This window comes from Streptomyces sp. NPDC001750, from assembly GCF_042892615.1.
Classification (GTDB): domain Bacteria; phylum Actinomycetota; class Actinomycetes; order Streptomycetales; family Streptomycetaceae; genus Streptomyces.
In genome coordinates this window covers 1-18,956 of sequence record NZ_JBIAUE010000052.1, presented here as the reverse complement: position 1 = coordinate 18,956, position 18,956 = coordinate 1, and the positions used below count along the sequence as shown (strand labels likewise).

Here is an 18,956-nt window from a genome sequence, read left to right as displayed (position 1 = left end):
GATTGCTTGATCGGCGCATACCAAGACGAATCCTCAGCACAACCGTGCTCGGCCTGACGCTGGCGCTGACAGCGTCCACCCTTCAGGCCGTGGCCTACGCCGACAGCAAAGGCCAGGGCCGACCCGGCGTCCAGGATCTCGGTGACCCGGTCGACGGCACGGCGGGCACGGTCAAGGGCCGGCCGGCCGACCCCGCCCGCAAGGCAGCCGTGACCCAGCTCGACAAGGCCGTCTGGCCCGGTCAGGGCAGCGCCGACATCACCGTGTCGGCCGCCGGGTCGAAGAGCCCCACCGAGGTCAGGGCCGGCGGTCTGCCGCTCTCCGTCACCGCGCCGAAGGTCTCCGCCAAGGCCAAGTCCACGGCGGGGAAGGCGAGTACGGCACCGGGCAAGGTCAAGATCGACCTTCTGGACCCGAAGCGTGCCGCCGATCTCGGTGCCGGCGCACTGCTGCGTGTGCGGCGGGCGGATGAAGGCGAACAGGCGGCCAAGGTCCGTCTGAACGTGGACTATTCGGCGTTCGACGACGGCTACGGCGGCAACTACGGGGCCCGGCTGCGCCTCGTACAGATGCCGGCCTGCGCCGCGGTCGCCGAGCCGGGCAGCAAGGCCTGTCCCGGACTGCCCAAGGCGCTGCCGACGGTGAACAACGCGAAGGACCACACGGTCTCCGCGGACGTCACCGCCGCTCCGGCCGCCGCCGGTACCTCGACCATGGCCGTGACGGGCGATTCGCTGGTCGCCCTGGCCGCAGGCGACTCCTCGTCGCAGGGCAACTACTCGGCCACTCCGCTGTCGAAGTCCGCGAGCTGGACCGTCGCGAACTCCTCGGGCGGCTTCTCCTGGTCGTACCCACTGCGTACGCCGCCGACCCCCGGCGGCCTCACGCCCACGGTCGGCCTCGCCTACTCGTCCCAGTCCGCCGACGGCCGCACCGCCGACACCAACAACCAGGGCTCCTGGATCGGTGAGGGCTTCAGCTACGAGCCGGGCTACATCGAGCGCCGCTACAAGGCGTGCTCCGACGACGGCCACTCCGGCTCCGCCGAGCAGTGCTGGGCGTTCGACAACGCCACCATCCTGCTGAACGGCATGTCGACGGAGCTGGTCAAGGACGACACCGACGGCAAGTGGCACCTCGCCGCCGACGACGGCGCCAAGGTGGAGAAGCTCACCGGCGCTACCAACGGCGACAACGACGGTGAGTACTGGAAGATCACCACGACCGACGGCACCGAGTACTACTTCGGCAAGAACCGGCTGCCCGGCTGGGCCACGGGGAACGAGGAGACCGCCTCCGTGTGGACCACCCCGGTCTTCGGCGACGACTCCGGCGAGCCCTGCTACAACGCCACCTTCACCAGCGCCCACTGCAACCAGGCCTGGCGTTGGAGCCTCGACTACGTCAAGGACCCGCAGGGCAACGCCCTTTCGTACTTCTACGAACGGGAGACCAACCACTACGCGCTGAACGGCAAGACGGACGTCAACGGCACCGCCTACCATGCAGGCGGCTACCTGAAGCGCATCGACTACGGCCAGCGCGACGGCCAGGTGTACGCCGCCAAGGCACCCGCCCGCGTCGTCTTCAACACCCAAGAGCGCTGCCTGCCGACTGACACCTTCACCTGCGCGGCGGCCGACTTCAAGAAGGAGAACGCCGCTCACTGGCCGGACGTCCCGATGGACCGGTACTGCGCCGCGAGCACCAAGTGCACCGCCTCGCAGGTGGCGCCGTCGTTCTGGACCCGCAAGCGGCTGGCCGGCGTCACTACGCAGATCCGCAAGGACGCCACGACGTACCAGGACGTGGACGCCTGGACCTTCACCCACCTGTTCACCGACAACGGCGACGACTCCAAGACGCTGTGGCTGTCCAAGATCGACCACGAGGGCCGCGTCGGCACCGTCGCCAAGCTTCCCTCACTGGAGCTCTACGGCATACAGCTCGCCAACCGCGTGGACGCGATCGGCGACAACATCGCACCCTTCCACCGCTTCCGGCTCGCCGCGGTCCTGAGCGAGACGGGCGCCCAGCTGGACGTCAACTACGCGCCCACCAATTGCACCAAGGACGCGCTGCCGAAGCCGGGTGAGTCGACCAAGCGCTGCTACCCGGTCAAGTGGTCCCCGCCGGGCTACATCGACCCGATCACGGACTGGTTCCACAAGTACGTCGTCGCGGAGGTCATCGAGACCGACCGCACCGGCGGCGGCGAAAAGCTGGTAACGAGGTACGACTACCAGGGCCCGGCCGCCTGGCGGAAGGCCGAGCCGGACGGCATCACCGAGGACAAGTATCTCACGTGGGGCGGCTGGCAGGGCTACGGCAAGGTCAAGGTGACCAGCGGCGCCGAGAACAAGCAGAGCACCCGTGTCGACTACACGTACTTCCAGGGAATGGACGGGGACAAGGACCCCGCAGGCGGTACGCGCAGTGCGGAGGTGACCGACTCCGAGGGCACCAAGTACCCGGACCACAAGGAGTTCACCGGTCAGGAGCTGGAGGCCGCGACCTACGACGGCGGCAAGCTCGTCTCCAAGTCGATCAACACACCCGCGCGGTACTTCACCGCGACGGACACCAACACCTGGGGCACCACCAGGGCGTCGATCACCAAGACGACCAAGGTGCGCGGCTACACCGTCACCGAGGGCGGTGACGGCCGCCGCGAGACCGAGCTGAACATCAAGTACGACACGTCCAACGGCACCGGCCGCGTGATCGAGTCCGAGGACCTCGGTGACCTCTCCACCGCCGCCGACGACACGTGCACCCGTACGTACTACGCGGACAACACCGCGGCGAACATGCTGGAGCTGACGTCACGGATCGAGACCGTCGCCGTCAAGTGCTCCGTGACGCCCGGCCGCACGAGTCAGGTCATCTCCGACGAGCGCACCTCGTACGACGGCGGAGCCTTTGGCGCCGCGCCCACCAAGGGCAACGCGACGACGACCGAGCGCCTCAAGTCGCACGACGGCACCACCGCGACCTATCAGGTGACGGGCACCACGGCATACGACGCCTTCGGCCGCCCCACCTCGCAGACCGACGCTGTCGGCGCGGAGACCAAGACCGCGTACACCGATGTCAACGGCCTCATCTCGCAGACGAAGGTGACCAACGCCCTCGGACACGTCACGACCAGCGACTTCGCCGCGGCCTGGGGCCAGTCCACCGGTCAGACCGATGCGAACGGCGAGCGCACCGACCTCGCCTTCGACGGCCTCGGCCGACTGGTCTCGGTCTGGCTGCCGGACCGCGCCAAGAGACAGACCCCGAGCATCAAGTACTCGTACAACGTGCGCCGGGACAAGGTCGTCGCAGTCAAGACGGAGAAGATCGAGGAGAGCGGTTCGTACGGCAGCGAGTACGAGCTGTACGACGGACTGCTGAGGCCCCGCCAGAAGCAGACCGAAGGCCCCGGTGGCACCCGCATGGTCGCCGACACCTTCTACGACGCCACCGGCAAGATCCTCAAGACCAACGCCACGTACAACGCGTCCGGGGGGCCCTCGGACGAACTGCTGATCGTGCGCAACGGCGAGGTCGGAGCGCAGACCCAGTACGAGTACGACGGTCTGGGCCGCACCACCGCGGAGATCTTCGCGGTCGCGGGCGCCGAGCAGTGGCGTACCACGTACACCCACGGCGGCGACCGCACCCACATCGACCCGCCGGTCGGCGGCACGCCGACGACGACCCTGACGAACGCCCGTGGCCAGACCACGGAAATGCGTCACTACAAGGGTGCCTCGCCTGTCACGGGAGGTCCGCCCTCGGGCTACGACACCACCACGTACGCGTACACGGCAGCGGGCCAGCTGGCGCAGCTGACCGACGCCAAGGGCAACATCTGGAAATACATTTACGACCAGCGAGGCCGGCGGACCGAGGCGCAGGACCCGGACACCGGAACGACGAAGACCACCTACGACGACGCGGACCAGGTCCTCTCGTCCACAGACAGCCGCAACAAGACCATTTCCACGGTCTACGACAAGCTCGGCCGCACCATGACAACCTGGGACGGCGCCCCGACCACCGGCACAAAGCTCACCGAGCGGCGCTACGACAAGGCTGGCTGGCTGGGCAAGGAATACGCCTCGCTGCGCTACATCAGCGACACCGAGTACTTCGCCACGGTCGTGCAGTCCATGGACGACTTCTACCGTCCGCTGAAGACGGCCTACTCGGTCCCGGCCTCCCAAGGAGCACTGGCCGGTATCTACACCTTCACCGCCGCGTACAACCGCGACGGCACCAAGCAGGGCGACGGAGTCCCCGCGGTCGGCGGTCTTGACGCCGAGGCACTCGTCTACGGGTACGACGACCTGCAGCGCATGACGACGATGACCGGCAACACGCCGTATGTCACCAACACCATCTGGTCGGGACGCAGCCTCCTGCAGCAGTTGGAGCTGTCGAACGGCGGAAAGAAGACCTGGCAGACCTTCGACTACGAGACGGGCACCGACCGGCTGACCCGCTCCGTGGTCGATGTCGCGGGCTCCACCACCGGTCCGGCCAAGGAATCGAACTACTCCTACGACCAGGTCGGCAACATCCTGTCGGTCGCGGACACCGCGGGCACCGGGACTCCCGACCTGCAGTGCTTCACCTACGACTACCAGTACCGGATGACGCAGGCCTGGACCCCGGCGACCACCAAGGACGCCGCCAAGGCGTCCGGCACCGTCGGAAGCCAGACCCCGCTCGACGGCTCCGGCCCGGCCGCATGCGGCGGCACACCCGGCAGCTCCCCACTCGGCGGACCGGCGGCCTACTGGACCTCGTACACCTTCGACGAGGTCGGCGACCGGCTGTCCGAGACGGTGCACGACACCGGCCTGGACGCCACCAAGGACACCAAGCGCACCCTGACCTACAAGCCGGGCACGCATCAGGTGTCCAAGGTTGTCGAGAACACTCCGACCGGAGACCGTGAGTACTCGTACACCTACGACGCTGCGGGCAACACCCACACCCGCACCATTGGAGGCAGCACCCAGACCCTGGAGTATGACGCCGCGGGCAAGGTGATCAAGAACAGCCGGCCCGACGACGCCACGACCCCCGACAAGAACGAGGCATCGCAGACCAGTTACCTCTACGACGCCGACGGCGGCCGGATCCAGCGCAAGGACCCGGCGGGCACCACGATCTACCTGCCCGGTACCGAACTCCGCCTGGACGCCGGCACGTCGACGGTCAAGGCCACCCGCTACTACGGGTACGGCGACTCCACGATCGCGGTCCGTGACAACACCAAGAAGCTCTTCTTCCTCGCCGCGGACCACCACGGCACCGGCGAGCTGTCGATCGACGCGACGACAGGGGCCATCACCCAGCGCCGCTTCGACCCGTACGGAAACAACCGCGGTACCCAGCCCGGGCAGGGCGCCTGGCCGGGGGAGAAGGGCTTCGTGGGCGGCACGATCGATGCCTCCACGGGCCTGACGACGATCGGGGCGCGGGAGTACGACTCCTTCCTCGGCAAGTTCATCTCGCCCGACCCCGTGGTGGACACCAGCGACCCCCAGCAGCTGAACGCGTACGCGTACGCACACAACCGTCCCGTCTCGGCGAGTGACCCCACGGGTCTGTACGACCCCGACGAGCGGGCGTACTGCCAGCAGCACCCCAGCAGTTGCACTGACCTTCGCGTCAAGACCGGCCAAACGAAACACCAGCAGCAGGCCAACGACGCCCGGGACAACCTGAACAGGGCGGAGAGCAACCTCAGCGGTTCCAAGCACCGCATCAAGCAGACCGTCAAGGCGATCACCAAAATCGTCATGGACCAGCTGGGCATCACCGCAGCCCTGGACTGCTTCTCCAGCGGCGACCTGGGCGCATGCGGCGAAACGGCGCTGAACGTCGCCGGCAGCTTCGCAGGCGGCCTCGCCGGCAAGTTCCTCGCGAAGTACGGCACGCCATGGAACTGGAACAAAGCCTACAAGCTGATCAAGCGGGTCACCGGTCTGGTCGCCGACTTGGTCGACGGCGCCCAAGAGATGTGGAAGGCATCCAAGGCCTATGACAAGGCCAAGGGCGCCTGGGCCGCGGCGAAGTCGAAACTCGCGAAGAGCGACTGTCACAGCTTCCTTCCAGGCACGCAAGTAGAGCTGGCCGACGGCAAACGCAAGAACATCGAAGACGTCGCACTGGGCGACACAGTTGTCACGACAGACCCGAAGACGGGCAAGAAGCTCACCCGCAAGGTCGTCGGCACCATCGTCACCGAGAACGACAAGGAGTTCGTCGACCTCACTGTCACCACGCCTGACGGCGACTCCTCGCTTGTCGCAACGGTCACCCACCCCTTCTGGGTGGCGAACGAGCACCGTTTCGTGGACGCCGGCGATCTGAAGCCGGGCATGATGCTTCAGACACCGGAGGGCAAAACCTACCCCGTGAAGAACCTGCGGCTCTTCACAGAGCGTCAGCGCACACACGACCTGACCATCGATGACGTCCACGCGTACTATGTGCTGGCGGGGGCCACTCCGATTCTCGTTCACAACTGCGGAGAAGAGGCCGGGGAGCACGTCTATCGCGGAATAGATTGGGGGCACTCCAAGTATGACGATGCTCTCGAAGGGCGAGCAGTGCCACGCGGTGGAGACGCTGATGCCGCGTCGCACAATGGTGGCAACCTCGATAGCCCATTCACATCCTGGACGGACGATTACGAAGGCGTAGCCTTGGATGCTGCCGAACTAGGCAATGGCCCAGGGATTGTTATGCGCCATCGCCGCGCGGACATACAGGATCGTCTAATTAAGGGTCCGCAGGATATTTACGGTGAGAGTGAGCTTCTAGTGGAAGGGGTTATCGAGGGTGCTGAAATCAGCATCAACAGGGGCCCGTGGCACCTACCTGGAGCAGGTCGATGAACGAGAGCTTTATCTCCGCTGAGGCGACTAGGCTGGGGATGGTTCATCTTGCCGCGGCGGTTGATGAGTACGGTGTAATCATCCTTCATGAGAGCACCGTTTCCAGGGCGCAGTTGATTCGCATCTTCGAGAATCGCCTCAGAAGGGCAGAGGCTCGTGATGACCGCGACGTGACTCGGCTTGTGACAGGCTTGCTGTCTGCCTTCAATGGCGCACAGTCAAGTGAGCTTAAGCTGATTCATGTGCAGGCTGGAAAAATGGATGTGATGCTTTATAGTGAGGCTAGTGGCGAGAGTATTCTGGCCGCGGTGATCCTTTCTGGCGGCGATTACTGACACAGAAAGACTGGGCTCCTCCAAGATATTCTGGAGGAGCCCAGTTGAGGTTTGACGGCAACGCTGACGGCAACGTCAGCGGACGACGGCTGCGGCACTGCAGGTGGGTCGTCAGTCGTCGTCTTGGTCGCCGAGGGCGTGGCCCAGGGCGTCGATGGCGTCACGCTGGAGTCGGAGTCGTACGTGGGCGTAGACGCCGGCGGTGACGCCGATGTGGGCGTGGCCGAGAAGTTCTTTGATCACGACGAGGTCGACGCCTTGCTCCAGGAGCAGGGTGGCGGTCGAATGGCGTAGGTCGTGGAAGCGGATGCGTCGGAGTCCGGCTCGATCGAGGAAGTTGCGGAAGCGGCGGGTGAGGTTGGCCGGGTCGAGAGGGCGGCCAGTGGGAGTGGAGAAGACGAGGCCGCTGTCTGTCCAGGCTGACCTTGCGGTCTCACGCTCCTTGTCCTGCCGTTCCTTGTGCTTCTTGAGGGAGTGGATGCATTCGGTCGGGAGCGCGATGCGTCGTTCGGAGGCCCGCGTCTTGGTCGGCAGGTGGGTGAGGCCGCCAGTGCGGGTGCGCTGGAGCGAGCGGCGGACGCTGGCCGTTCCGGCGTTGAGGTCGAGGTCGTCCCAGAGGAGGCCGAGGAGTTCGCCTTTGCGGAGTCCGGTGCGCAGGGCGAGTTCGTACAACGCGTTGAGCCGGTCGGTGCGGGCCGCGTCGAGGAACTGGCGGGCCTCGGCCGCCGTGAGGGGCCGGAAGCGCCTGGGCCGGGGTGCGGTGGTCTTGACGTTCCGGGCGACGTTGCGAGGCAACTCGTCCTCCCGGACGGCGTGTTCCAGGGCGGACTTGAGCACCGAGTGCACGTAGGTCACGGTCAAGGGCGACAGTCGCTTCTGGCAGCACTCGCCGACCACGCAGCACTGCTTCCGTTCGGTGTCCAAGCCCTGCGCACAGCATTGGCAGGTGGCGCGGAGCCGGTCGAGGAAGGTGCGTATGTCCTTGGCGGTGAGCCGCGCGATCTTCTTGGTGCCGAGGCCGGGGATGAGGTGGAGGCGGACGCAGGTGGCGTAGCGGGTGTGGGTGTTCTCGCGGAGCCGGTGAACGGCGACGCTGTTCAACCAGTAGGTCAGGTAGTCGCCCACGGCGCTGTCGGCGGTGGCGATGGGTAGGCCGCGGTTGCTGTCGGCGATCTTCTCGGCGAGTTTGTTGGCGGTCTCTTTGCGGGTGGTGCCGTAGACGCGGACGCGTTTGCTGGTGCTGTCGGCGGCGAGGACGTAGCCGGCGGCTTCCCAGCGGCCGTCCTTGCGCTGGTAGATGGTGCCTTCACCGTTGGCGCGGGTCTTCTTGCGCTTGGGGGCGGTCATCGGGCGGCTTCTTCCAGGTGGCGCTGGACGTAATCGTCCAGGGCGTGGGTGGGGATGCGGCGGGCGCGGCCGATGGTCAGCGAGGCCAGGCGGCGGGTGCGCAGGAGGTCGTAGAGGGCGGAGCGGCCGATCTTGAGGCGGGCCATGGCCTCGGGGACGGTGAGGAGTTCGTCGTCACGCACGAGTCGCCACCGCCTGTTCGCGCGTCGGGCCGCCTCCGATGAGTGCGGCGAGGCGTTCGAGGTCGGGGGTGAGGCCGGTGCCGTCGTAGGCCCAGTGGGCGAGGATGAGGGTGGTCGGTGAGGGCGGAGGGGTGTGGCGGCGGTGCCAGGCGGCGCGGGCGTTGCGGAGGGCGCCGAGGGTGGTGGAATAGGCGCGGGTCTTGGTGGAGAAGTGTCCGCGGAAGCCGAGCATGTGGGCCCACTTGCGCAGGTTCAGGTGTTTGAGGTCGTCGCGGGCGCCGAGGGTCCAGGCGGTGTGGATCATGCGGGCGGCGTGCTCGGGCATAGACTCAAACCAGAGTTCGGTGATCCTCTTCAGGCGGTGGTCGAGGGTGCCGGTGGCGGCTTCGGTGCCCTTGGTGGCGTACTTGGCGACGTATCCCGCGACCTTGCCCTCGGTGATCGCGGTCCCGCCCTCGAAGGCCGTTGACCGGATGATCCTTGTGTCGATCTGCTCGCCGAAGGCGAAGGAGCGGGCGCGGCCGTTGATCTCTGGCCCGTCGACGTGGGCGCGGGTGGCCGCGATTCGGATGGCGTCGGCGAGGATTTCGGGGGTGGCCCATGCGGGTGGCGGGGTGTAGGGGCCTGCGGGGCCGTCGAGGCGGATCACGGCGTGGAAGTGGATCAGTCCGCGCTGCTGGTACTCGGCGACCTTGGCGTAGGAAACGCGGACGGCCTTGTGCAGCAGGCGCTGCGGGACACCGGCTACGGCGGCGATGGTGCGGCGCAGGTGGAGCATGAAGCGGGCCCACAAGGTCGGGGCGTGGGCGTCGGGCGCCCGCCGCGTCGTCGCGGCCGTCGGCGCTGTCGTCCGGGGCCTGGGTGGTGTGGGCGAGGAAGCGTGCGTAGCCGCGATCGGCGCGTTCCAGCAGCGCCGGAGAAGGCCGGCCGAAGTCGGGGCGCTGGAGGCCGGGTCTTTCCGGATCGGGTCCGGCGGGTGTGGAGGCCCTCCTGGGGACCGCCTTCTGTTGCTGGGTAGCGGAGCTCCGGGTGCAGGGCGTGGCGCTGAGCGGAGTCGAGCAGGTCCTCAAAGCTGGGGTTGCAGTGCAGTTCACAGGGTGAGGGCCTTGTCATGAATGGTGCGAAGGCGCTGGCGCAGTGTGGGATCGGTGATCAGGGCAAGCGCGCGAGTGTGGTCCTCGGCAGTGGTGGTGAGAAGACGGCGCTGCTGTTCCAGGTAGGCGGCCAGGAGGTCCCGGGTGGGTCCGGCGGTGTCCGGGAGGATGCGGGCGGTGTAAATCATGGTGAGAGGGAAGGCCCAGCAGGCGTGGAGGAAGCCGAAGGCCGGGCGCGACGTCTTTCTCCACGGGGAGTAGAACTCCGTCTCTTTGCTGATCTTGCAGGCGGTGGCGGTCAGGGCGTCGTTCAGCCAGTTGTGCCCGGCCTCGTGGACGAGGTCCCGGCCCAGTACGGCGGGGTCGCCGACGTGGTCGCAGAAGACGGTGCCCGGAAGCCGCGTGATGGACCAGCTGATGAGGGTGTCGCCGAGGCTCTTGCGGCGCAGCAGGCAGGCGACGACGGCGTGGTCGGCCAGAAGGCTGGCGAACCCGGCCCGGGCGCCCATGGCGTACGCGACGGCCGCCAGTTCCTGCTGCTCCCCCACGGCCGCCGCCGTGTCGGGCCCCAGGAGGTAGTACGGGGTCTCCGAGAGCGGGGAGCGGAGCATGCTCTCCGGGCCCGGGGAGACCACGATGCGCGGCCCCACGATGGTGGGCGTGCTCAGCGCGGAGGCGTTGGCATCGGGGTGGGCGCGGTACCACTCGAAGGTGGCGGTGTCGCCGGCGCGCGCGGCGGTCTCGGCGCCTTCGAGGGCGTGGTGGGCCAGGCAGTAGACGGTGGCCGTACTGCGCGCGGGAGCGTTGCCGGCCTTCAGGACGGCGTGGATCCGGCTGGTGCGGTTCCGGTGCAGGTCCTGGACCGGGGCGAGGGCGAAGTCGATGGCGGGCATGAGCACGAAAGGGGTCCTTCCGACGGGGCTGGGCCTGGGGCCGGACCCGACGGGTCCGGCCCCAGGCGGTGCTCACCGGCAGTTCACCGCCGGCACGGTGGTGACGCTCAGGCGTCGGTGCCCGTGGCGGGCTCGGCCGCCTCGGTGGTCGTCCAGCCCTCGGCGGAGACGCTGGAGGTGTGCGCGGTGGCGCGGACGGTCTCGTCCTCGCCGCGCAGCTCGCCGACGGCGTCGAGGAACTCGTTGATCCGGGTCTCTTCCATGGTGCTCGTCCTTTCCTAACGCGGATGGTGGGCCGTGCACGTACGGGGCTCGGGGGTGCGGGGGCGATCGGGCGGTAGGCACCGGCTTCTCCGTCCTACGAGGTGGTGGTGACCGTGCGGTGGGGCGCGGTGGTCGGTGTGGCCGCGTGCCGCAGGCCGTCGCGCAGTTCGCTCATCTCGGGCCGGTCCTTCGGCTCGGGGGCGAGGGCCCCGGACAGCAGCGGGCGCAGGGCGGCAGGGGCGGTCTCCAGGTGGGAGTGCCCGTGGCGGGGGATGTCGGCGCAGAGGTAGCGGTAGGTGAGGACCGCGAGGCTGAAGACGTCGGCGGCCGGGGTGGCCGTGCTGTAGGACGTCGCGTACTCGGGGGGCCAGTGGACTTCGGGGCCGCGGGCAGCGGGCCCGCGGGGGTGTCGAGGCGGCGGGCGGCGCCGAGGTCGGTGATCAGGCCGCGGCCGTCGTGGAGGAGGACGTTCTCCTGGTAGACGTCGCGGTGCACGATGCCGCGCTCGTGCAGGGTGACCAGTCCCTCGGCGACGTCCGCCAGCACCCGCAGGCCGGCCGCCTGGCTCCCGCCGGCTTTGCTCAGGAGGGGCCGGAAGCTGCCGCCGTTGCAGTGGGGCATCGTGTACCAGTCGAACCGGTCGGTGTTGCCTTCCTCGAGCAGCGGCACGATGTGCGCGGCGCCGGTGGCGGTACGCGCGACGGCGATCTCGTGCCGGAAGTCCTCGCGGGTCAGGGCGCGTTCGACCTCGGTCATCTCCGCGTACCAGTAGAAGCCGTAGGCGGCCGGCCGGGCATGCTCGTCGAGTTCGGCCAGGACGTGGTTGGATCCGAACCCGGCCTTGAGGACCACCGGGGCGGCGCCGTCGCGGTGGGCGAGGACCAGGGTGCTGGCGCGGGTGAAAGCGAGCAGGTCGTTCACGTTCCATCCGGCGTCGCTGAGCTGGTCGAGGACCCAGGCGGCGGGGTGCATCGGGTGCAGGCGCATGGCGGGGACGCTCCTCAGATTCGCGCTGCGGGCCGGTTGGCTTCGCGCAGCCGTGCCAGGCACGCCGCGGCGAGCAGGTCGAGGTCGGTTTCGGTGGTGCACGGGTGGCGCAGTACGGGCAGGCCGGTGATGGCCGTCCAGGTGGTGGCCGCCTGTTCGTAGAGGACGGCGAGGCGGACGGCGGTCGCCGGCTCCTCCGCGAACCGGCGGGCCGTCGGCCGGCGTGCCAGCCGGGCCTGGCACAGGTCCGGCCCGGTGGTCACCAGGACGGTGAGGTCCGCCCTGGCGGCGGCCACCTTCGCCAGCGGGCGCACGTAGTGCTCGACGGGCCGGTGGTGCAGCAGGGCGAGCAGGCAGGCGGTCGACAGGGTGAGCCGGTCGGCGACCAGCGGGCCCTTGGCCAGCGCGGGGGTGAGGTTGTGCCGCGCGTGGAGTTCGAGATCGCGGTGGGCGGCGGCCAGGGCCTGGTCGCTGGTGGCGGCCGGGTGACCGGCCCGCAGGCCGATGAGGGTGCGGGTGGCCTCGAGGGAGAGCCAGGAGAACTGGCCGATGTGGCCCAGGGGGAGGTGCGCGTCGTGGGCGTCGGCCAGGAGCCGGTCGCGCAGTGTGCTCTTGCCCGCGCCGGCGATGCCTTCCAGGGCCAGTAACACGGGCTCAGTCCTTCTCGGCGATGAGCCAGCTGATGAACTTCGCGACCCGGCCGCTGATCACCGGCTCGGTGCCGTGGGCGAGTTGCGATCCGTACAGCAGGGCGGTGCCGAGCGCCGGGCGGACGTTCCACCGGGTGCGGGGCATCGCGGTGAACCAGTCGGCGGAGTGGTCGGCGCCGTCGTGGGCGAGCCACATGCCGTCCGCGTAGCCGTCGGCCGGGTCACGTTCCAGGCGGGTGTTCCACAGGCGGTCGCTGGAGGAGCTCTCGACGTAGAAGGCGCCGCCGGCTTCCGCCTCGCTGATGACCACGCTGATCCCGGCGATCTGCCGCGGCCAGGTGAGCGGGTCGGGGGCGATGCCGTCGAGGTGGCTGGTGATGTGCTGGTCGGGTCCGTACTCGACGTAGGTCCATGGCCGGCAGGTGGTGATGGAGGGCATGACGCGGGACAGTGCCGGGCGGGCCCGGTCGAAGGCGGCCTGGAGCAGGTCCTCGGCCTCGGTGGGGATCTTCGGTATCTCCACCCGCCCGGCCGGCTCGTACACGGCCATCGCCTGCTGAGGGGAGTGGCCGGGGATCTCGTGGATGGAGTGGGTGCGCTGCTCGCCGAAGCGCCCCCGCTCGTCGGAGGTGAAAAAGGCGCGCATCACGGTGGCGAGCCGGGCCCGTTCCTCCGGGGTGATGAAGTCCTCGATGCTGCCGGTGCTGACGGTCTCAGCGATGTGGATCACGTGGTGCTCCTCCTCGATTCGAGCACGCGGCGGACGTCGGCGAGGCCGGTGCAGTGGTTGAGCCAACTGGCCACGGGGTTGCGGGTGGTGGCGGCCGGGTCCGCCCACAGGGCCAGCAGTTCGCCCGTGAGCGGCAACGTGTCCGCTCCGGGCAGGGTGTGCGGCTGCGGGGCGGGGCTGGCGGCGAGCGCCGGGCAGGCGGCGTGGTGCTGGGCGGCGAAGACCCAGGCGATGCGGTCCGCCGCGGCGTTCCGGCAGTCCGTCACGAGCTGTGCGGCCGGTTCGCCGTGTCGGTAGGCGTGGTGTTCGGTCGTCGCCCATCCGCCGGCGACCGCTGCGGCGGCAGCGGTGATGCGGCAGGTTGCGCAGCAGCTCCCGGAGGGGATCGGACAGGGCCGGTGGTGGGCGGGAAGAGCGGTCGCGACCTCGACGAGGGCGTTCCAGGCCGAGTCGGTGAGGACTTCGGCGGCCGGGCGCCGGCCGGGGGCCGCGCGGTGGTTGCAGCACGGCGGGCCGGGCTGGGGCGGTAAGTCGGGGCGCTGCTCGGGGGCGATGTGCAGGGCGTGGAAGTACACGATGCGCCCAAGGAGCTGGTGGATCGTCAGCGCGTCCGGGGTGGTGGTCACGTCAGTGCCTCGTGGGCCTCGGCCGCGACGGGCTGGGGTGTGGGGCAGGCGCATCCGTCGCCGGTGGGCCGCTCGTCGGTGAGCGCGCGGGCCAGGGCGTGCGTGGCGTTGTCGAGGGCCGCGAAGTACGCCGGCCAGTCGTGCCCGGGGGCGGGCAGGAGGATCAGGTCGAGGACCGGGACGGTGCGCCCGCTGGCCTCGCACTGGAGCTCCGCGCGCCCGACGGTTACCTGCACGCCGGGGGGCAGCGCGGGCGCGGCCGCGGTGGCCGTGCGGCACAGGGCCGCGGCGACGTCGGCGTACTGCGTGCGGTCTCGCGGCAGGATGCCGATCCGCCGCTCGGCGGGCGCCAGGTCGAGGCCGCTGTAGGGGTGGCCCTGGCAACTGTCGTAGGTGACGAGTCCCCACGTGTCGGTGACGGCGTCGACCAGGGGGCGGATGCCGGGTTCGATCGCCGCGTGCCACTGGGGGTGGGCCGGGTCGAGGTCGTCGGCCTCGTGGATGCCGGGCCGGCCGACGGTGTTGATGTTGGCGTGCGCGCTGGTGTGCAGCCGCACCGGCGGGCGGGGCGCGTCCGGGTTGTTCCAGCGGGCGAGGAAGGAGTCGATGTCGCGCATGGTGTTCGGCGTGCGGGGGCGCCAGCGGGTGGTGGTGCACCAGGCGCCGGCCGGGTGGGCGGGCTGAGCGAGGAGGGCGGCGATGCCGTCGATCATCCGCATCCGGTAGTCGCAGTAGGCGTCCTGGTCCCCGGCTTTGTCGTAGCGCCAGCGGGTGGCGATGCAGCCTCCGCCGCACGAGGTGCGGTAGTCGCAGGTGGTGCACCGGTCCATCAGGTCCTTGCCCTGGTTCAGCAGGGGAAGCCGGCGCTGCGCGGCGATGATGCCCACCTGGTCAGCGGCCTGGTCGAGACGGGTGAGCTGGGCCTGCGGCCAGGGCAGTTCGTCGCAGCTTCCGAGCCGGCCGTCCGGGTAGAGCGTGAAGACGTGGTCGCACTTGAGGTCGGAGAAGTGGCAGAAGCCGGATCTCAGCCCGCGCAGCCGCCGGATGGTGGAGACCGTCGGCTCCAGCTTCAGGCGGGTGAAGTGCCCGGCCTGGATCCAGTGGGTGGTGGCGGCGAGCACGAACTCGGCGTACGCGTCCGGGCTGATCGCCCAGGCGGGCCCGCCCTCGGCGGTGACGGCCGCCTGCTGGAGCTGTCGGCTCGCCGGAACGCGGCGGCCGGAGGCGGCGGTGGGGCGCCGGACGGCGGTGTCGAAGCACGGCACGAAGCTGATCGCGTCGACGGCTCCGAAGTCGGCGAGATGGTCCAGGACGGCTTCGGCGCGGCCGAGGATGGCGGGGGTGACCGCCGTGATCACCCCGGCCCTGCGGCCGCGCTCGGCCAGGAGGCGCAGGGCCGCGGCGACGCGGGGGTAGACGGGCTTGCCGTCGTACCCGACCCGCCACGCGTTGCCCTTCGCGTCCCCGTCCAGGGAGATCCCGATCTGCAGGCCGGGGTACTCCGCGTCGAAGAGGTCCAGCCACTTCGCGTCCAGCAGCACGCCGTTGGTCTGCATCGAGACCCGCACCACGCTCGGCTGGGCGGCCAGCTCGCGCAGTACCTCGGCGACGTGCTCGCGGCCCGCCGTCAGCGGCTCGCCGCCGTGGAGTTCCACGGCGAGCGGTCGCCCCGCGAAGAGCTCGGCGAGCCGGCGCACCTGGCCGGCGTCGATCCGGGCGCCCCCCGGGGCCTCCTTGCGCTTCTCGTAGCAGTACAGGCAGTCGATATCGCAGGTCTCACCGCGCAACTTCAGAATCACCGATACGGCGCTGGTGTCGTCCTCGGCATCCAGGCCGCGGTACAGCTGCTCGATCTCGATCGGTCCGTGCTGGTCGGTCGTGCGGTTCATCGGCTGCCTCCGGTGGCTGGGATGGGGCCGTGATCCGAGCGGACCTCAGTCGTACAGGCGTCCCAGCAGAGCGCCCTGGCCGGACTGCAGCACATGGGCGGCCTCCAGCGGGATCCAGAAGCACTCGAACCGTGTCGGTTCGCCGACCCCGTCGTGGTCCTCCTGGCTGGCCCACCGCTCCGGCGTAGGCTCGGTCAGCTCAAGGTGGAAGACGTGCCGGCGCTGGAGCTCGAACCGGTACGGGCTCATGTCGTACTCGGCGACACCGAGCTTCCGCACGACCTTGAAGTCGCTGAGGCCGGTCTCCTCCCCCGCCTCCCGAAGCGCCGCCGCCTCCGGCGTCTCACCCGCGCGGATGCTGCCCGCCGGGACCTGGATGCCGACCTCCTCGTAGCTGTAGTCGGTGTGCCGGAAGACCAGCAGCTTCCCGTCGCGTACGACGTAGCACAGCACCTTGTCCTTGGTGACCTTCTCGGGCACGGGACCACCCCTTATTGGTTCGTCGGATACGGACGCGCTCATGGCGTCCGCTCTCACGGTTCACGGCCGCGCGGATCGGAGCAGCAGAGCCGAAACCGGTGAAATGGCCCTGAAGTCTAGATCCTGAATCCACGGCAAGAACAACGTGGCGTGATCGCGCTGACACCGTCCGCTGTCCGGGTTCCGATAGTGACGCCCAACTACCCGTTCGACAAGTAGTCCTGAAGGAAAGTCTTTCCTCCAGGGTGACTTGGCATATTCACGAACTGGCCCGGGCGCTACTCTGGCCCGAAATACAGGAGGGGGTGGGCATGCCGGTCGAACCGACGCCTCGGCGCCGGCGTCTGGGGGCAGAACTCCGACGCATCCGCGAGGCCCTGGGCTGGACACAGGAGGACGCGGCGAGCCGTCTCGGATACAAGTCCTTCTCCACGGTCAGCAAGATCGAGAAGGGGGTGCAGGGCCTCAAGATCCAGCAGTTGCCGCACTTCTTCGAGGTGTACGCCATCACCGACCCCGAGCTACGGGAAGGGCTGCGAGACCTGGTCCGCAAGGCGGGCGACGCGGACTGGCAGCAGCGCTACGAAGGCGTCGTCGACGACCCCCTCGGCGACTATCTCTCCCTGGTGGAAAGCGCCAGCAGTCTGTTCGTGTTCAACCCGGCATCCATCCACGGGCTGCTGCAGACACCGCAGTACTCACGAGCCGTGGTTGAGGGAAGCCGGGCCTGGAAGACCCCAGAGGACATCGACAAGTTCGTGTCCATGCGCCAGGAACATCAGGCGAGCATGCTCGAGCGCGACCCGGCCCTGAAGATCTGGGCGGTCCTCCCCGAAGGACTGCTGCGCCAGGAAGTCGGCGGCCGGCCGACCATGCACGCCCAGATATGCCACCTGGCCGACCTTTCCCGCACCGTGCCCAGCATCACCATCCAGGTCCTGCCGCACAAGGCGGGCGCCCACGCCGGGATGGACGGCCCGTTCATGCTCATGTCCTTCCCCTACGGACGAGATCTCGTCTGCATCGAGTCCCTGCGCACATCCCTCCACCTCAACGAACCGTCGGCGGTTGAGGTGTACCGCACCACCAGTGACCTGCTTAAATCTGACGCCCTCTCGCAGAAGGCGTCACTTTCCTTTCTCACCACCATTGCCAAGGATCTTGAATGAACAAGAACGAACTCGACTCCGCCTGGGTCGAGTCCCAACTGCGTGACGCCCAGTGGCAGACCAGCAGCGAGAGCAGCGGCGGGACCAACTGCGTCCAGGTCGCCTTCCTCGACCAGGGCATCGTGGCGCTGCGCGACTCGAAAAATCCCCACCAGGCGCCGCACCTGTTCACCGACTCCGAGTACAACGCCTTCGTCGGTGGCATCGTCCGCGGAGAGCTCCGCCGCGGCTGAACCCGTACTCCCTGAGCGTCGGCCGGTCCCCGTCCATGGGGCCGGCCGTCTCCGTGAGAAGAGTTCTGAGGCCGGCGAGACGCCGGAGGCGATCGTCGCCCGCGACGCCGACAAGCTCAAATGCCTGGTCCAGGCGGTGGAGTACCGGAAGCAGGGCTACAGCCTCACCCAGAACTGGATCGACACCAGCCTCGCCTCGCTCAAGACGCCGTCCGCGAAGGCCCTCGCGGATGCCGCGCTGAGCATGGACTCGCTCCAGTGGCAGCGAACTTCCTGCCCTGACCAGCCGCCGTCGCCGGCGAGGCCCCCGGCATGCTGGGGCCTCTTGCCGTCCGGCCCGGTGCTGCTGCGTCCGGGTGAGCGAGTGGCCGTGACAGCGGACTCCGGGTGCGCGGCACCTTTAGCGTGCGGCCATGGAACATACCCCGATGCCCGAGCCGATGCGCCGTGCGGTCAACCAGATGGTGTACGAGGCTGTCGAGCGCTGCCAGGAGGTCATGAGCTACGCGGCCTCGGACGTCGCCCGGGACTGGAAGCGGATGACGCTGTACCGGGCCACCGACGCGGCCGACACCATGAACAGCGTGGCCATGCTGATCGCCGCGTTCTGCGAGCAGGACGGCGTGGACCCGGAGACCCTGAACGGCTACCTCCAGCTCAGGCAGCAGCAGAGCCGGGCCGACGGTCCGCAGGAGGACGACCGGGCGCACCTGGCGGGCCTGCTCGGTCAGGCGGCGCCCGCCGACGCCAGCGAGCTCGGGACGGTGCGGATGCTGTACGGCCGCGGGCAGCGCGAGGCGGAGACCGCGCAACAGCCCGAGGACAGCCCGGAGGTGCTGTTCACGATGGCATGCCTGCATGGGCTGCGAGCCAAGCTCTGCGACGACCTCGGTTCGCTGGACCGGTTCCCGCCGGAGGTGGCCGCGATGGCCCGGAGGGTCGCCGCAGCGCTCGAAGTCCCGGAGCTGGCGGCGACGTAACGCCGGAGCCGCACCGTCGTTGGACAGGGCGACTCCATAACGCCGGGCCCCGGGGGGATGCTGATCCCCCCGGGGCCCGTGGTCTGTCCGGCTCCGGTTCGGATGCTCCTATGGATGTCAAGCGGCTTCAGTGAGGTCGCTTTGGGTGGTTTGCCGGTTGGTAGTTCGGTGGTCGAGGGATCGCATGAGGATGCG

The 18,956-nt window shown here is 68.9% G+C and carries 16 protein-coding genes and 1 pseudogene; 6 read left to right on the top strand and 11 right to left on the bottom strand.

Annotated elements, in window-relative coordinates; genetic code table 11:
• Positions 1 to 89 precede the first annotated feature (89 nt).
• Both ACFYY6_RS36690 and ACFYY6_RS36685 read left to right on the top strand, forming a co-directional pair.
• On the top strand, positions 90 to 6,902 hold the full coding sequence (locus tag ACFYY6_RS36690) for an RHS repeat-associated core domain-containing protein (protein ID WP_389197513.1): 6,813 nt from the start codon (positions 90 to 92) through the stop codon (positions 6,900 to 6,902).
• Positions 6,899 to 7,237 (top strand): hypothetical protein, encoded by a 339-nt coding sequence (locus tag ACFYY6_RS36685; RefSeq protein ID WP_389197511.1) that lies wholly within the window; start codon positions 6,899 to 6,901, stop codon positions 7,235 to 7,237. The genes ACFYY6_RS36690 and ACFYY6_RS36685 overlap by 4 nt, the downstream gene beginning before the upstream one ends.
• A gap of 111 nt (positions 7,238 to 7,348) precedes the next feature.
• Here the strand turns inward: ACFYY6_RS36685 and ACFYY6_RS36680 are convergent, their stop codons facing one another.
• The 11 genes from ACFYY6_RS36680 to ACFYY6_RS36630 all read right to left on the bottom strand — a co-directional run bounded on the left by ACFYY6_RS36680 (position 7,349) and on the right by ACFYY6_RS36630 (position 16,379).
• A complete protein-coding gene (locus ACFYY6_RS36680; RefSeq protein WP_389197509.1) occupies positions 7,349 to 8,584 on the bottom strand; it encodes a tyrosine-type recombinase/integrase in 1,236 nt (411 codons plus the stop codon).
• On the bottom strand, positions 8,581 to 8,766 hold the full coding sequence (locus tag ACFYY6_RS36675) for a helix-turn-helix domain-containing protein (RefSeq protein ID WP_047465243.1): 186 nt from the start codon (positions 8,764 to 8,766) through the stop codon (positions 8,581 to 8,583). Before ACFYY6_RS36675 ends, ACFYY6_RS36680 begins: the two co-directional genes overlap by 4 nt.
• Entirely contained in the window at positions 8,759 to 9,661 is a 903-nt protein-coding gene (locus ACFYY6_RS36670) for a replication initiator (RefSeq protein WP_389197525.1), read from the bottom strand. The genes ACFYY6_RS36675 and ACFYY6_RS36670 overlap by 8 nt, the downstream gene beginning before the upstream one ends.
• A 195-nt stretch (positions 9,662 to 9,856) precedes the next feature.
• Positions 9,857 to 10,753: an aKG-HExxH-type peptide beta-hydroxylase gene (locus tag ACFYY6_RS36665; protein ID WP_389197523.1), complete on the bottom strand. Its 897-nt coding sequence runs from the start codon at positions 10,751 to 10,753 to the stop codon at positions 9,857 to 9,859.
• A 107-nt stretch (positions 10,754 to 10,860) separates the two neighbouring features.
• Positions 10,861 to 11,016, bottom strand: a complete 156-nt coding sequence (locus ACFYY6_RS36660; RefSeq protein ID WP_389197507.1) for a hypothetical protein — start codon at positions 11,014 to 11,016, stop codon at positions 10,861 to 10,863.
• A 172-nt stretch (positions 11,017 to 11,188) separates the two neighbouring features.
• Positions 11,189 to 12,004 (bottom strand): protein kinase, encoded by an 816-nt coding sequence (locus tag ACFYY6_RS36655; protein WP_389197505.1) that lies wholly within the window; start codon positions 12,002 to 12,004, stop codon positions 11,189 to 11,191.
• Between the two features lie 14 nt (positions 12,005 to 12,018).
• Entirely contained in the window at positions 12,019 to 12,654 is a 636-nt protein-coding gene (locus tag ACFYY6_RS36650; protein WP_388968701.1) for a hypothetical protein, read from the bottom strand.
• A gap of 4 nt (positions 12,655 to 12,658) precedes the next feature.
• The gene (locus ACFYY6_RS36645; protein ID WP_389197503.1) at positions 12,659 to 13,384 is read right to left on the bottom strand and encodes a hypothetical protein; all 726 of its coding nucleotides are present in this window, start codon (positions 13,382 to 13,384) and stop codon (positions 12,659 to 12,661) included.
• Entirely contained in the window at positions 13,381 to 14,010 is a 630-nt protein-coding gene (locus tag ACFYY6_RS36640; protein ID WP_389197501.1) for a hypothetical protein, read from the bottom strand. The genes ACFYY6_RS36645 and ACFYY6_RS36640 overlap by 4 nt, the downstream gene beginning before the upstream one ends.
• Positions 14,007 to 15,899 (bottom strand): radical SAM protein, encoded by a 1,893-nt coding sequence (locus tag ACFYY6_RS36635; protein ID WP_389197499.1) that lies wholly within the window; start codon positions 15,897 to 15,899, stop codon positions 14,007 to 14,009. Before ACFYY6_RS36635 ends, ACFYY6_RS36640 begins: the two co-directional genes overlap by 4 nt.
• Positions 15,900 to 15,944: 45 nt before the next feature.
• Positions 15,945 to 16,379 (bottom strand): NUDIX domain-containing protein, encoded by a 435-nt coding sequence (locus ACFYY6_RS36630; RefSeq protein WP_389197497.1) that lies wholly within the window; start codon positions 16,377 to 16,379, stop codon positions 15,945 to 15,947.
• A 311-nt stretch (positions 16,380 to 16,690) separates the two neighbouring features.
• Between ACFYY6_RS36630 and ACFYY6_RS36625 the strand changes: the two genes are divergently transcribed.
• From ACFYY6_RS36625 to ACFYY6_RS36610, 4 genes and pseudogenes are all read left to right on the top strand, one after another.
• Positions 16,691 to 17,548: a helix-turn-helix domain-containing protein gene (locus ACFYY6_RS36625; RefSeq protein ID WP_389197495.1), complete on the top strand. Its 858-nt coding sequence runs from the start codon at positions 16,691 to 16,693 to the stop codon at positions 17,546 to 17,548.
• Positions 17,545 to 17,781: a DUF397 domain-containing protein gene (locus ACFYY6_RS36620; RefSeq protein WP_389197493.1), complete on the top strand. Its 237-nt coding sequence runs from the start codon at positions 17,545 to 17,547 to the stop codon at positions 17,779 to 17,781. Before ACFYY6_RS36625 ends, ACFYY6_RS36620 begins: the two co-directional genes overlap by 4 nt.
• Positions 17,782 to 17,848: 67 nt before the next feature.
• Positions 17,849 to 18,052, top strand: a pseudogene (locus tag ACFYY6_RS36615) (HAD family hydrolase); the annotation flags it as partial.
• A 142-nt stretch (positions 18,053 to 18,194) separates the two neighbouring features.
• The gene (locus tag ACFYY6_RS36610; RefSeq protein ID WP_389197492.1) at positions 18,195 to 18,761 is read left to right on the top strand and encodes a hypothetical protein; all 567 of its coding nucleotides are present in this window, start codon (positions 18,195 to 18,197) and stop codon (positions 18,759 to 18,761) included.
• The last annotated feature ends 195 nt before the right edge of the window (positions 18,762 to 18,956 follow it).